This window comes from Uliginosibacterium silvisoli, assembly GCF_036017035.1.
GTDB classification, from domain to species: Bacteria; Pseudomonadota; Gammaproteobacteria; order Burkholderiales; family Rhodocyclaceae; genus Viridibacterium; species Viridibacterium silvisoli.
Window position 1 is genome coordinate 106,099 of the sequence record NZ_JAYXHS010000002.1, and the last position, 13,731, is coordinate 119,829.

14 protein-coding genes are annotated in these 13,731 nt (G+C 63.6%); 13 read left to right on the forward strand and 1 reads right to left on the reverse strand.

Translation table 11 applies throughout. The annotated features are described in order from the left end of the window. Nucleotides 1–12 precede the first annotated feature (12 nt). From VVD49_RS10100 to VVD49_RS10150, 11 genes are all read left to right on the forward strand, one after another. Nucleotides 13–660, forward strand: a complete 648-nt coding sequence (locus tag VVD49_RS10100; protein ID WP_327599055.1) for a type IV pilus modification PilV family protein — start codon at nucleotides 13–15, stop codon at nucleotides 658–660. Then, a complete protein-coding gene (locus VVD49_RS10105; RefSeq protein WP_327599056.1) occupies nucleotides 641–1,447 on the forward strand; it encodes a type II secretion system protein in 807 nt (268 codons plus the stop codon). Before VVD49_RS10100 ends, VVD49_RS10105 begins: the two co-directional genes overlap by 20 nt. Beyond that, complete coding sequence (locus VVD49_RS10110; RefSeq protein WP_327599057.1) at nucleotides 1,437–1,877, forward strand: hypothetical protein; 441 nt, start codon at nucleotides 1,437–1,439, stop codon at nucleotides 1,875–1,877. The genes VVD49_RS10105 and VVD49_RS10110 overlap by 11 nt, the downstream gene beginning before the upstream one ends. After that, the gene (locus VVD49_RS10115; RefSeq protein WP_327599058.1) at nucleotides 1,874–4,858 is read left to right on the forward strand and encodes a DUF6701 domain-containing protein; all 2,985 of its coding nucleotides are present in this window, start codon (nucleotides 1,874–1,876) and stop codon (nucleotides 4,856–4,858) included. Before VVD49_RS10110 ends, VVD49_RS10115 begins: the two co-directional genes overlap by 4 nt. 95 nt (nucleotides 4,859–4,953) lie before the next feature. Further along, entirely contained in the window at nucleotides 4,954–5,862 is a 909-nt protein-coding gene (gene pilM / locus VVD49_RS10120; protein ID WP_327599059.1) for a type IV pilus biogenesis protein PilM, read from the forward strand. Continuing rightward, entirely contained in the window at nucleotides 5,859–6,500 is a 642-nt protein-coding gene (locus tag VVD49_RS10125) for a hypothetical protein (protein WP_327599060.1), read from the forward strand. Before pilM ends, VVD49_RS10125 begins: the two co-directional genes overlap by 4 nt. Beyond that, on the forward strand, nucleotides 6,497–7,168 hold the full coding sequence (gene gspM / locus VVD49_RS10130) for a type II secretion system protein GspM (protein WP_327599061.1): 672 nt from the start codon (nucleotides 6,497–6,499) through the stop codon (nucleotides 7,166–7,168). The genes VVD49_RS10125 and gspM overlap by 4 nt, the downstream gene beginning before the upstream one ends. Then, nucleotides 7,153–7,545, forward strand: a complete 393-nt coding sequence (locus VVD49_RS10135; protein WP_327599062.1) for a hypothetical protein — start codon at nucleotides 7,153–7,155, stop codon at nucleotides 7,543–7,545. Before gspM ends, VVD49_RS10135 begins: the two co-directional genes overlap by 16 nt. 41 nt (nucleotides 7,546–7,586) lie before the next feature. Continuing rightward, nucleotides 7,587–9,320 (forward strand): secretin N-terminal domain-containing protein, encoded by a 1,734-nt coding sequence (locus tag VVD49_RS10140; RefSeq protein ID WP_327599063.1) that lies wholly within the window; start codon nucleotides 7,587–7,589, stop codon nucleotides 9,318–9,320. 22 nt (nucleotides 9,321–9,342) lie between these two features. After that, nucleotides 9,343–10,227 (forward strand): ExeA family protein, encoded by an 885-nt coding sequence (locus VVD49_RS10145; RefSeq protein ID WP_327599064.1) that lies wholly within the window; start codon nucleotides 9,343–9,345, stop codon nucleotides 10,225–10,227. After that, a complete protein-coding gene (locus VVD49_RS10150) occupies nucleotides 10,197–11,438 on the forward strand; it encodes a tetratricopeptide repeat protein (protein WP_327599065.1) in 1,242 nt (413 codons plus the stop codon). The genes VVD49_RS10145 and VVD49_RS10150 overlap by 31 nt, the downstream gene beginning before the upstream one ends. A 39-nt stretch (nucleotides 11,439–11,477) precedes the next feature. On the opposite strand, the gene apaG is transcribed toward VVD49_RS10150, so the two are convergent. Next, nucleotides 11,478–11,858: a Co2+/Mg2+ efflux protein ApaG gene (gene apaG, locus VVD49_RS10155; protein ID WP_327599961.1), complete on the reverse strand. Its 381-nt coding sequence runs from the start codon at nucleotides 11,856–11,858 to the stop codon at nucleotides 11,478–11,480. A gap of 167 nt (nucleotides 11,859–12,025) precedes the next feature. Between apaG and rpe the strand changes: the two genes are divergently transcribed. Both rpe and VVD49_RS10165 read left to right on the forward strand, forming a co-directional pair. Then, on the forward strand, nucleotides 12,026–12,727 hold the full coding sequence (gene rpe, locus VVD49_RS10160) for a ribulose-phosphate 3-epimerase (RefSeq protein WP_327599066.1): 702 nt from the start codon (nucleotides 12,026–12,028) through the stop codon (nucleotides 12,725–12,727). Between the two features lie 276 nt (nucleotides 12,728–13,003). Beyond that, nucleotides 13,004–13,702: a phosphoglycolate phosphatase gene (locus tag VVD49_RS10165; protein ID WP_327599067.1), complete on the forward strand. Its 699-nt coding sequence runs from the start codon at nucleotides 13,004–13,006 to the stop codon at nucleotides 13,700–13,702. Nucleotides 13,703–13,731 lie beyond the last annotated feature (29 nt).

The window sequence follows — 13,731 nt, forward strand, 5'->3', positions numbered from 1 at the left end:
CACGTCCCTGAAATGTCCGTCATCCCGGCGAAGGCCGGGATCCAGCGTGCGCGTCCGCTATCGGATACAGGCTTTCTCCGGCCCGAGACGACTGTGCCCATGCGGCGCGCGCAAGCAGGCCTGACGCTGATCGAACTCATCGTCTTCATCGTCATCATTACCGTCGGCCTTGCCGGCATCCTGGCCGGGCTCAATTACAGCATCCGCAACAGTGCCAATCCGATGCTGCTCAAGCAGCAGGTGGCGGTGGCAGAGTCGCTGCTCGAAGAGATCACGAAGAAGCCTTTTACCTGGTGCGATCCGGATGACGCCAGTGCGCCCACCGCGACCAGCTACGCGACTTGCTCGGCGCCGGCGGCCTCGCAGCAGACCGGGCCGCAGACGGGCGAGGATCGCTACAACCAGGCAGCACCTTTTGACAATGTCATCGACTACAACGGCTTCTCGATGACAGGCATTCGTTCGCCCACTAATGGAAGCTCGACTATCAGCGGGCTGGGTAGCTACTCCGCTTTGGTCGGTGTCACGCCGGCGGGAGCGGCGCTGGGGCTGGCCGACAATACGGCCGCGCTGCGCATTGACGTCACTGTCGGGCTGGCAGGGCAGCCGAGCGTGGTGGTGACGGGCTACAGGTACCGCTATGCGCCGCAGAGCTTCTGAGCATTCTTCGCGCGGCTTCACATTGATCGAGATGATCGTCGTGATCACCCTCGTCGGTATTCTCGGCAGCGGTGTCGCCCTGTTCATCCGCCGGCCCATGGAAGGCATCATGGATGCGACGCGTCGTGCTGCGCTGGCTGATGCGGCCGACACGGCGCTGCGCCGCATGCGGCGCGACATCCAGCGGGCGCTGCCGAATAGTGTGCGCGTCGCGCAGAACGGCAGCACCTGGTACATCGAATTCCTGCCCGTGCTCACCGCCGGGCGCTACTGCGTCGAGGCGGATTGCGGCACGCCGCTCGATACGGGGTCGTTTGGCACGAGCCTGGGCTTCGCCGGGCCCGCGCCAGTACTGAGCCCGATTCCGACCAGCACCGAGCTGGCGATCTATAACCTGGGCACGAGCGGGGCGGATGCTTATGCCGGTAGCAATACGAGCACCCTGACGGCCATCGGCGCGAACAGCGTGAGCTTCGCGAGCAAGATGTTTCCCTTTGCGTCGCCCGCCAACCGCTTCCAGATCATCGGTACGCCGGTCTCCTATGCCTGCACGGCAGGTGGCAGCCTGACGCGCATCACGGGTTACGCCAAACAGGCGGCGCAACCGACGAGCACGCCATCGGGCGCCAGCAGTGCCGTGCTGGCCAGCAATGTCGGCGCTTGCAGTGTCGACTACACGCAAGCCGCGATCGACCAGAACGGCCTGCTCTACATCACCCTGACGCTCACGCTCAATGGCGAGAGCGTGGTGCTCACGCATGCCATGCAGGTCAGCAATGCGCCCTGATCGTCGCCTGGGCTCCGCGCGTGGCTTCGTGCTGCCGGCAGCGATTTTCCTGCTGGTGATCATGGCCACGCTCGCGGCCTTCCTCGTGCAGGTGACCACGGCGAGCTTGACCGGGAGCGCGCAGGACATGCAGGGCGCGCGCGCCAGCCAGGCTGCCCGCCTTGGCATCGAGGCAGGCCTGTATGCCGTGCAGGTGAATGGAAATTGCCCCGGCGCCACGCTCAGCGGCGTAGCCGGCCTGACCGGGTTCAAGATCACATGGGCGTGCGCCGTTTCAAATTTCAATGAGGGTGGAACGCCGCACACGATCTACCAGATCACCTCGACAGCGTGCACCACGACCGGGGCCACCTGCCCGTCGTCGAGCACCAGCGAAATGCAGAGCAATGACTATGTGGAGCGGCAACTTGTGGTGGTGACCGAAAAATGACCGGCCTGCTCAGGCTCTGTGCGCAATCCCTCTTCTTGTTGATCGGGCTCCTGTACTTCGGGCAGGCGGTCGCAGCGATCACGGTCACTGCGGGCAATGCCGAAAGCGTGCAGGGGAATGCTTCCATGACGCCTTCTCCTCCTTCGGGGATGGGCTCGGGCAATGTGCTGATCGCGCAGGTCGTCGCCAAGAGCGCTGCGACGATCACGCCGCCTTCAGGCTGGACCGAAATCAGCAAGGCGAGCGTCAACCAGAGTGGCAGCATCCAGCAACGCATCTACTTCAGGAATCTCACTGCAGCGGCTGCCAGCAGCTACACGTGGGCGATCACCGGTGCGGGTAGCTCGGATCGATCCGATAGCGTGATCTACGGCCTCACCGGCGCGACGGCGGCCGATTGCGGCGCAGCGAATACGACGGTTTGCGCGGGCGCCTATCAGGCCGGCGGTGGTAACCAGGTGACCGCACCGAACGTGCAGTCGCAACCGCCGACCTATCCGGCAGGCAGTTTGCGCATGGCCTTTTTCGGCGTGAACGATGGCTCGCCGACGATTACACCCGCCGCACAGAACAGCGCGACGCTCGGTGTCTATGACCGCGCAGGCTCGGGCTCGACGGGGGTCGGCATTCACGCCACTTACTATGTGATGCCGTCAGCCGATAACGGTAGCCAGCAGAGCGCGACCATCGGTGGCAATGCCAATAACATCGGCAGCACCTTCATCATCACGGCGAGTTCTGCGCCTCCGGTCACGATCGATCACATCCAGATCGAGATCAATGGCACGCCGCTCACCTGCACGCCGAGCACGGTGACCGTCAAGGCTTGCACCAATGCCAGTTGCAGCACGCAGTCAGGAACATCCACCACCGTGACCCTTTCGGCAACGAGTGGCACGCTTGGCAGTACGTCCCTGACTTTTACCGGAACCGGAACAACGACCCTTGCCAAGACGACGGTGGGCACGACCACGTTGAGCGCGACCAGTTCGCCAGCGGCGAGTGGCAGCACAACCTGCCTGCTCAATGGGGCGACCGCGGCGAGTTGTCAGTACACGTTTGATGACTCCGGTCTGCTATTGACGATTCCGACACAGAAGGCCGGCTGGACTTCAAGCGCAACGCCGGCCCCGGACAACACCTTCTCGGTCAGAGCGGTGAAGGCCGGGACCACCGCGGCCTCGGCCTGCGTGCCGGCTTTCGCCAATGTCACGCGTGCCGTGAAGTTCTGGTGGAACTATGCCCAGCCGTCGACCGGAACCAAGACGCTGACCGTCAATGGCAACAGTACGGTGGTACGGAGCGCCACTTCTACGGCGGGCAGTACCAGCGCCACCGGTACGAGCCTGAATCTGTCGTTCGACTCGACCGGAACAGCCAGCGGGCTGACGCTCAACTATGCGGATGCCGGCCAGCTCACTCTCAATGCGCGCTACGACGGCAGTGCAAGCAATGGCGACACGAACCTGGTCATGACCGGCAGCACGGACTTCGTTACCGTGCCGTATGCATTGTGCGTGGATAGCGCGGATACGAACTGGAACTGCACGGCGGCAGATACCTCGTGCACGAAGTTCAGGAGCGCGGGGGCTGCCTTCAATCTGACTGTGACGGGCAAGGCTTACGGATCGGGCGCCGTCTGCTCGCTACCGACTACGCCGAACTACGCCCAGAGTGGCCTGGCGCTCACCTCCACAGTGGTGGCGCCGAGTGGTGGCGCGAATGCCGCCATGGTGCCTGCGAGCATCGACATCCCCGCCGGCGGAACAATGACCCAGGCGAACCAGACCCTGCTGGACGTGGGCATCTTCACGATCACGGCTACGCCACCGGCCAATGCGTATTTTGGCGCTACCGTGCCGGCGGGCACCAGCGGCAACAGCGGTCGTTTCGTCCCTGCTGGTTTTGACATCACGATACCCACGTATAAAGCACGCTCCGATTTCACCTGTTCGGGGCCCAACTCCGTGAATAGCGCATTCAGCTATCTCGGCGAACCTGTTACTTCCGCGTTCACGCTGAAAGCCGTCGCCGTCGGCGGTACGACCACCAGTAATTACACCGGCAATTTCGCGCGCTTCACCTTGCCGCCCCTGACGGCCACGCCGACGAACTGGACCGGGCTGGCTGTCGGCGCGCAGGCCGGGGCGAGCCTGCTCAATCCTTCGGCGACAGCGAGTGCCAGTCGCATGACCGTGGCTTGTACGGGCTGCACCAGCTCGGGCAACAACCCGGCCAAGCTGGTCAACGGGACTGCCAGCCTTTCTTTCACGCTTACTCCGCTGCGGCCCTACAACACCTTCACGCCCGACGGACCTTACGCTGCGATCTTTACGCTGGCCGCACGCGATACCGATGGCGTCGGCATGCTCACGCCGGCCTATGACTGGGATGGCAGCGGTGGCAATGACGCGGTGAGCATTGGTGACATGAGCACCGGCGTGGCCAAGGCAACCACGCTCTACTTCGGCCGCATGCGTATCGACAATGCGTACGGCTCATCCTTGCAAGGCCTGCCGGTATCGGCTTACGTGCAGTACTGGAACGGCACGTACTTCGTGAAGCACACGGCGGACAGTTGCACACAGATCACCGTGCCCGCCACGACTTCGGTACCCACTCCGACGTCGGCAGCGAGCTTGTACTGCAACGGGGGCGTCGGGCTCTACGGCGGTTTGACGGGGGTTGCGGCGACCGTGAACGGCACGACAGCAGGCAATACGGTCACGCTGTCGAGTGGCGTGCTGGGCGGCACGTCGGGTCTGGCACTTTCCAAACCGACGAATAGCGGGGGTGGTTATCTCGATCTCGCGCTTTTGGTGCCGGACTACCTGAAGTACAACGTAGATGGCATCGACCAGTCCACGGCGAGCTGTACGGCCTCGCCGGATTTCTACCTGCACGACGACAACCCGCGTGCGCGCATCCGCTTCGGGACGCGCACCAACGACAAAGTGATCTATCTGCGCGAGGTTTACTGAAGACCGGCAGTGGATCGGCCGCTATAGAAGCTGTTGGCTCCCGAATACTCACGAAACCCGGCTCCATGTTTTCTTTCAGACGCAGCAAGAGCGCGATGACGTCCATAAGCCTGGCGGCCCCGCCGGGCTTTGCTGCGGCTGTGCAGATCGCCGCGGGCGGCGAGGGCGGCCGGCCGCGCCTCAAGCTGGCACAGGTGCAGCCTGGCGAGGCGTCGGCACAGACCCGCCTCGAGAACATGGCGCGCCAGATCCAGATGAAACGCAAGTCGGTGCGCGTGCTGCTCGAGCGCTCCGACTACCAGTTGCTGCAAATCGACGCGCCGGCAGTTCCTGCCGAAGAGATGAAGACGGCGGTGCGCTGGCAGGTCAAGGACATGCTGCGCCTGCCGCTCGAAGACGTGACGCTCGACGTGGCACCGCCACCCGAGGCCTCGGCCGGCGGGCGGCGTGCCATGGCCTATGTGGCAGCCGCCAGCAATGACATCGTTCGCCAGCGCATGCTGGGCTTCCGCATCTTTGCGTCCGACGTCGAGGTCATCGACATTCCCGAGATGGCCCAGCGCAATATCGCCGACAGGCTCGAAGAGCCTGCGCGTGCCACGGCCGTCTTGTCGCTCAATGCGGCCGGTTGCCTGCTCACCGCGAGTCGCGAAGGCACGCTGTATTTCACGCGGCACTTTGACCTGCCGGGTGGCCTGTCGGAGAAAAACGATGAGCGTCGTGACCAGCTCGACAAGCTGGTGCTCGACCTGCAGCGCTCCATCGATGTGCTGGAGCACCAGTTCTCCTTCCTCTCCGTGTCGACCTTGTGGCTGGCGCCTTTCGCGCATGCCGACGAGTTGCTGGCGCTGCTGATCGAGCATCTCTATCTGCCGGCACGCCTGATCGATCTGGGGACCTTGTTCGATTGCAGCGAGTGCAGTCTGCCGGCTTCGCCCGCCTATCAGGCCGCGCTGTTCCCGGCGCTGGGGCTGGCTTTGCGGCCGGTGGGGGAGGCTGCGTGAGCCAGCAGCTCAATCTCGTCAACCCGGCACTATTGCCGCCGAAGCCGTTCTTCCAGTTCCGCAGCATGATGCTTGCATTGGCGGTGCTGGTCGGCGTACTGGTATTTTTCTCATTCTTCATCACCTCGCAAGTGCGTAGCTTCGAGGAGGCGGCAGCGCTCTCGGCGCAACGCCTTGCCGCCAAGCAGACGCAGATTGCAGCGCTCGAGCAGAAGTCGGGCACCCGCGTGCTGAGCCCGGCAGTGGCCGAGGAGCAGGCCAGTGTCGAGGCCGAGAAGCGACGCCTCGAAGAGCTGGGTACGCAGATCGCTCAACTGGGAGGCCTGCGCACCGTGCGGAGCCGCGCTGACATCCTCTTCGCCCTGGCGCAACGCCCGGCGACCGGATTGTGGCTGACCGGCATCGATATCGTCGGCGAGCGCATGGCGTTTGAAGGCATGACATTGCAGGCGGCCAACCTGCCACGCTGGCTTGGCGAATTGCAGACACTGACGGTGTTTGCCGGTCAGCGTTTCGGCGGCATCGAGATCAAGCCGGTGGAGGTCGTCGCTCAGAGCGCGCCCGCGGCAGGGCAAAGTGCAGGTGTGAGTGTGCTGGCTTTCAGCCTGACGGCCGAGCCCGCGGAGAAGAAGCCATGAAGAAGACCTGGCTACTGCTCGCGGATCGCTTCGATGCCTTGCAGCCACGCGAGCGCGTGATCCTGTTCGTCGGCGCTCTGGTCATCGTGCTCGGTGCTTTCTATGTCTTCGTGCTCGACCGCGCATGGATGCAGTACCAGCTGGCCAACAAGTCCATGCAGCAAAGCGACAAGACCTTGAACGCCCTGCGTGAGCAGGAACTGGCCCTGAGCCAGCTCACCGCCGAGACACCAGATCAGCAAGCGGGCCGCAGCATCGCAGAAATGCGCAGGATCAATGCGGCGACGCGCGACCGCCTCGCGGGAGCGAGCATGCCTCTGGTAGGGCCGGACAAGATGCGTACGGTGCTGACCGATCTGATCGCCGCGCAGGACGGCCTGCAACTCGTCTCGGCGCGTTCCCTGCCGCCTGAGGATCTGCTGGCCGACAGTTCGGCCGCTGCGTCGGCGCCCCGCGTTGCGAGTGCGCAGAGCCTGTACCGCCAGAGTCTGGAGCTGACCGTGCAGGGCGATTACCGCGCGCTGGCCGAGTACCTGCGCAAGGTGGAGGGCCTGCCATGGAAGGTACAGGTGGGCAGCGTCTCGCTGCGTAGCGAGAGCTACCCGCGCAACAGCCTGAAAGTCGTTCTGCATACCCTGAGCCTGGAGCGGTCATGGATAGGCTTGTGATTTCTCCTCGCATCGCCGGCTGTCTGGTCTCCGCATGCCTGGCCTTGCCGGCGCCTGGCCAGGCTGCCGAATTCCATGACCCGACCCGTCCGGCCCTGCCTGTGGCACGGCCCGTCACGGTGGAGGGAGGAGGGGCCTCTCAAGTTGGGGTCAACATGGTCGTTACTGCCAAAGAGGGCATGATGGCCCTGCTAGATGGGCGTTTACTGCGCGTGGGCAGCAAGACAGAAGAGGGCGTCGTAGTGCGCATCGTGTCCGACGCCGTCATCGTGCGTTCCCCCAAGGGTCAGGAGCGGCGTCTGCCGCTTTACCCGGAGGTCAGCCTGACGCCTGCTGCGTCAAAAGCTGACACGGGAGACCGGAGCATCAGGAAATGAAAGTGGCAATTACAACTGAAGGCCGATCCGGACCCCCGTCGATGATTCTGTCATGGATGCGCGGCGTTGCCTGCGTCGTGACGCTGGCGATGCTGCTGACGGCCTGCCAGACCGCCGTGCCGAAACAGAACTCCACGCAGCAACTCATCGAGCAGGAGATGCGCCGTGCGCTGGCTCAGCGCAGTGCGATACCACCTGCCGTCAATGACGCGCTGATCATGCCGCCGGCGCAGGAGGCTCCTGCCAAACCGCGCGAGAAGCGCTTCAATCTTTCCGTGAACAATGCGCCTGCAAGCCAGGTGTTCGCCGCGCTCGCTGCGGACTCCCGCTATAGCATCGTGGTGCACCCGGACGTGGTCGGCAAGCTGACGATCAATCTGAAAGACGTCACCCTGGCCGAGGCGCTGGACTCGATCCGCGAGGTCTACGGCTATGACTACAAGATCACCGGCGACCGCGTCACCATCCAGCCGCTGACCTTGCAGACGCGCCTGTTCCAGATCAACTACCTCGCCGGCAACCGTATCGGTATCAGCGATACGCGCGTGATCTCCGGCTCCATTACTTCCGGCGGGTCGGGTTCGAGCAGCAGTGCATCAACGACCACTGGATCCAATTCGAGTACTTCGGGTGTGGTGGGGGCCGCGGTGCAAACCCATACCAAGGCGGATTTCTGGCAGGAGTTGACGACGGCGCTGAAGCTCCTCGTGGGGGACGGTGAAGGCCGTCAGGTGGTCACCTCGCCGCAGTCGGGCGTGGTGGTCATCAAGGCCATGCCGGCGGAGTTGCGTGCGGTCGAGAGCTACCTGCGCATGTCGCAGCTGAGCATCGAGCGCGAGGTGATGCTGGAGGCAAAGATCGTTGAAGTGGTACTCAACGATGCTTACCAGAACGGCATCAACTGGGCCGTGCTGAGTCGGGGTCGGGCCCCCTTCAGTGTCGGCACTGACCCCAGCCGTATCATTGCCGGACCGAATTCGCCCCCGGGCACGATAGGCGGTGGCGCGGGCATCCTGCCTGATACCTCGCTGGTCGATCTCGTCACGGCACCCATCGTCAACACCATTGGCAGCGTTATCCCGAATTCGCCCCTCGCTGGTGCACTGGGGCTCAACTTTGCGACGAGCAACTTCGCGGCCATCCTGTCCTACCTGGAAACGCAGGGCAGCATCCACGTGATGTCCAGCCCGCGCATTGCGACACTGAACAACCAGAAAGCCGTGCTGAAGGTCGGTACCGATGATTTCTTCGTGACCAATATCTCCACGACGACGACCAGCTCGGGCAGTGGCAACACCGTGTCGCCATCGATCACGCTGCAACCCTTCTTCTCCGGCATCTCGCTCGATGTCATGCCGCAGATCGACATGGACGACAACGTCATCATCCACATTCGGCCTTCGATCAGTAACGTCACCGAGAAGAAGAAGCAGATCAATCTCGGCACGGCCGGCGTCTTCAATCTGCCTCTGGCCTCCAGCCGTACCAACGAGACGGACAGCATCGTGCGTGTGCGCGAAGGCAATATCGTGGCCATCGGCGGGCTGATGGAGCAGTCGCAAACGAATGACAGCGCCAAGGTGCCTGGCGTGGGTGACGTGCCGATCGTGGGCGAGTTCTTCTCGCAGGGGAATCGTGCGATCCAGAAGCGCGAGCTGGTGGTGCTGCTCAAGGCCACCATCATTCGCGGTGACAAGGACTGGAGCCAGGACATGCGTGATACGACCGAGCGTTTGTCCGGCATCCGCCAGGAGCCGCTCGGCCCGCGCTGGTAGCCGCAGCTGATCAGGAGGCGCCATGTATCTCGAACACTTCCGCCTGCGCGAAATGCCCTTTGCGATCACGCCGGGGGTGGCCTTCGCATTTGCCAGCCGTGCGCATCAGGAAGCGCTCAACACCTTGCTGGTCTCGGTGCAAAGCGGCGAGGGCTTCGTGAAGATCACGGGCGAAGTGGGTACCGGCAAGACCATCCTGTGCCGTCGCTTTCTCGACATTCTGCAGCGCCGGGGCATCGTTACCGCCTATATTCCGAATCCGGCCATGGCGCCGCGTTCGCTGCTGCAAGCCTTTGCCGAAGAGCTGGGCATGTTTGAAACCAGCGGTCTCGACGAACACACGCTGCTGGGCAATATCAACAAGACGCTCGTGCAGGTGGCGGCGCGCGGCTGCTCGGTGGTGCTGTGTCTGGACGAGGCGCAAGCCATGCCGCGCGATACGCTCGAGGCCGTGCGCCTGTTGTCGAATCTCGAGACCAGCCGCTCCAAACTTCTGCAACTCGTGATGTTCGGTCAGCCCGAGCTGGATCGACAGCTTGGCGAGCATTCGCTGCGGCAGCTGCAGCAACGCATTACCTTCGAATACGAGATGTCGGGCATGAACCTGCGCGAACTCGATCGCTATGTCGCGCATCGGCTTGCCGTGGCCGGTCATGTCGGCAGCGATCTGTTCAGTGCGGCCGCCATCGACCGTCTGCATCAGGCGTCGCGCGGTGTGCCGCGCCTCGTGAATATCCTCTGTCACAAGTCCCTGATGATTGTCTTTGGTGAGGGCGGCACCCTGGTGTCGCCACGTCACGTGCGCGCCGCGGCCGCCGATACGACTGCTGCACGCCAACCGGGCTACATGCCGCTGTGGCTCAAGCAGCCGGGCGTGTGGACATCCAGCCTGGGTTGGGGGCGTTGATGAGTGTCATCAACACCATGCTGCGCAATCTCGATGAGCGTCGTGCTGGCGCCGCACGTGATCCCGGCCTGCTTGATGAAATCGCCGTGCCCGCACATCAGCAAGAGCCTGCACGCCATCGCCTGCTGCTGGTAGCGCCCGTGCTGGCTGCCGCGGTCGTGGCGGTGGTGGCTTTGTATTTCTGGCCGCGTGCCGAAGCCAGCGCGCGCGCCGACCTGCGGCCGCCAGGCGCAGTTCAGGCGCCGCTTGCTGTAGTCACTGCGGTCGCGGCTGCGGAGGTGAGCGAAGCGCCCGTGTCGCAGCAGGCCGTTCCGGCAGCGACTACGCCGGAGCACGCGGCGCGTGCGGAAGAGCCCGCTACCGGCGCGAGGGAGGCCATGCTCGTGCTGGCGACCAGCATGGCCGATGTGGGTGATGCCACGACTCCGTCCAAGGCGAGCAAGCCCGTGCGTCGTGCTGTCGTGGAGGTGCCTTCGGCGGCGTCTGCGCAGGTTTCGTCTTCGATGCCGCTAGCAACGCCCGAGCCGCAACGCTCGCCTGCACGCACGGAACTGCGGCCTGCAGCGCGTGTGTCGCCGGCCCTGCCGCAAGTGGTGGAGAGTGGCTCGATCCGCGTCGAGCAAAGCACGCAGACGCCGGCCGAGCGCAATCAGATGGAAGTCCAGCACGCGGCCGAGCTATTGCAGCGCGGTGCCGTGGTGGAGGCGGAGGCCAGCTTGCGGTCTGTGCTGGCGAATGACAAAGGAATGCTTGCCGCGCGTCAGGCGCTGTTCGCCTTGCTGCAGAGGCAACAGCGTTCCGATGAAGCGCGCGCGTTACTCAGGGATGGTGTGAGTCTGGCGCCGACGCAGGCCAGCCTGCTTCTGCCTTATGCGCGTTTGCTCGCCGCACGCGGCGAGTGGGGCGCTGCCTACGAGGCGCTGGCGCCAGCGAGTGAAGTGCTGGCACAGGATGCGGAGTATCGCGGGCTGTGCGGTGTAGCGCTGCAGCGATTGGGCCGGTATCCGCAATCCGTTGCCGAATACCGCGCGGCCGTGAAGCTTGCCCCGACGGCTAGCGCGTGGTGGGTGGGGTTGGGTCTGTCGCTGGAGGGTGACGGCAAGCCTGGCGAAGCGCGTGCGGCTTACTTGCAGGCCCGAGCCACCCCTCTCGGGCCCGAGCTGGCCCAGTTCGTCAGCAACAAGCTGGCGCGCGTGAGCGCAACCGAATAGCAAGGGCGGTCACGGCCCCGCGACGCGGGCCGATCATTCTCAGTGCAGTACGCGTGGTCCGGGGAGCAGGAACTCGGGAATGTCGGCATCGAAGTCCGTGCCGTCCTCCGCCGTCATCTGGTATTCCCCACGCATGGTGCCGACTGGCGTGGCGATCGAGCACCCGCTGGTGTACTCGAAGGATTCACCGGGGGCGATTGTCGGCTGTTCGCCGATCACGCCGACGCCGCGTACTTCCTGCACGCGACCTTCCGCATCGGTAATCAGCCAGTGGCGGCTGATCAGCTTGGCGGGCACCTTGCCCTTGTTCTCGATACGGATCTGGTAGGCGAATACGAAGCGGCCTTCGTCCGGCGAGGATTGGTCCGCAATGAATTCCGCCGAGGTTTCGACGTGAATGAGGTACTTGTTGTTGTCCATTGTCATGTGTGCCGGGGATACGGCGTCTATTGAAACGCAAGCCGCAGTTCGGGGCCCGGCAACATGTCACAGTTCGGTCACATACGCCGGTCATTTGCAAAAAGTGACAAGCCCGGAGCCGACTACGCGGATAATTGCGCCTTCAGAATCAACCAAGGCCAGGTCTCATGTCCGCCCCCCAATACCGCATCGCCCCCAGCCTGCTTTCCGCCGACTTCGCCCGTCTCGGTGAAGAGGTCACCAATGTCATTGCTTCGGGCGCCGACTGGCTGCATTTCGACGTGATGGACAACCATTACGTGCCGAATCTCACCGTCGGCCCCCTTGTCTGCCAGGCAATTCGCCCGGTCACGGCGGCCACGATCGATGTGCACCTCATGGTCGAGCCCGTCGACACGCTGGTGCCGATGTTTGCCAAGGCCGGTGCCAACGTCATTACCTTCCACCCGGAAGCCTCGAGACACGTGGATCGCACGCTGCAGTTGATCCGTGACAACGGCTGCCAGGCCGGTCTGGTGTTCAACCCCGCGACGCCGCTGGACTGGCTGGATCACGTCATGGACCGCATCGACATCATCATGCTGATGTCGGTCAACCCCGGCTTTGGCGGCCAGAGCTTCATTCCTTCGACGATGCCGAAGCTGCGTCAGGCACGCGCCAGGCTGGACGCCTACGAGAAGGAGAGCGGTCGCCGCATCCTGCTGGAGATCGATGGTGGCGTGAAGGTCGACAACATCGCGGAAATTGCCGCCGCAGGCGCGGATACTTTCGTCGCGGGCTCCGCGGTTTTCGGCGCTGCCAAGGCCGAAGACCCGAATCGCTATGACAGCGTGATCCGCGCGATGCGGGCACAACTGGCGAGCCTCTGAGCGCCGACGTGGCTGATTTTAGGTGCGGCGATTGCGGATGTCGGAGAGATGCTCCGCTGCGTGCCAATCTGCCGCGCCATCTCCGTTGGTTGATTGCGATGCCGTTTTTCCTGCTGGCCACTGTGCTGCCGCTCTCTACTCTTACTCAGTCAGTTGGTGGCTCCAGTGACGTATGTCGCGACTGCGTCGAGAAGTATTACGTGATGACGGTGGTTCTGTGCATTGCCGGAGTGGCTCTGGGCTTGCTCGCATGGCGTTTGGGACGATAGAAACCGAATGATGCGTAAGCTTGAGAATCATCGCGCGATCCTCTTTGACCTCGACGGTACCCTCGTCGACGCCAACCCTGACATCGCCGAGGCTGCACGCCGCATGCTCGCTGAGCTTGGCGAACCTCCGCGCAGCGATGAGGAAATCGGGCGCTTCGTCGGCAAGGGCATTGGTGTGCTGGTCGAGCGCGCGCTGAATATTGGCCGGCGCGAACACACTGAAGCGGAGATCGCCGCGGCGCTGGAGCGCTTCATCACCCACTATGCAGCGGTCAATGGCCAGCAGGCGACGGTCTATCCGCATGTGCGCGAAGTGCTGGAAGGGCTGCGCGCGCAAGGCGTGCCGATGGCGTGCGTGACCAACAAAGCGGCCGTTTTCACTGTTCCACTCCTGCAGAAGCTGGGCCTCTCCGGCTTCTTCGCCTGCATTGTCAGCGGCGATACCTTGCCGCAGAAGAAGCCCGAGCCGGAGCCTTTGCTGCACTCTTGCCGTGAGCTGGGCGTGGCGCCTGCGCAAGCAGTGATGATCGGCGACTCGGACAACGATGCGCTGGCGGCCCGCCGCGCCGGCATTCCCGTCTGGCTGGTGCGTGGTGGCTACAGCGAGGGCATCGCCGTGGACAGCATCGATTGCGACGGGTTACTATCGTCGTTCGCTGATTTGCCGGATTTACTGGCTTTCAGCCGATCCAGAGTGCCGACATGAAGACCCAGAGCTGCATCCTCGAGAAAGGG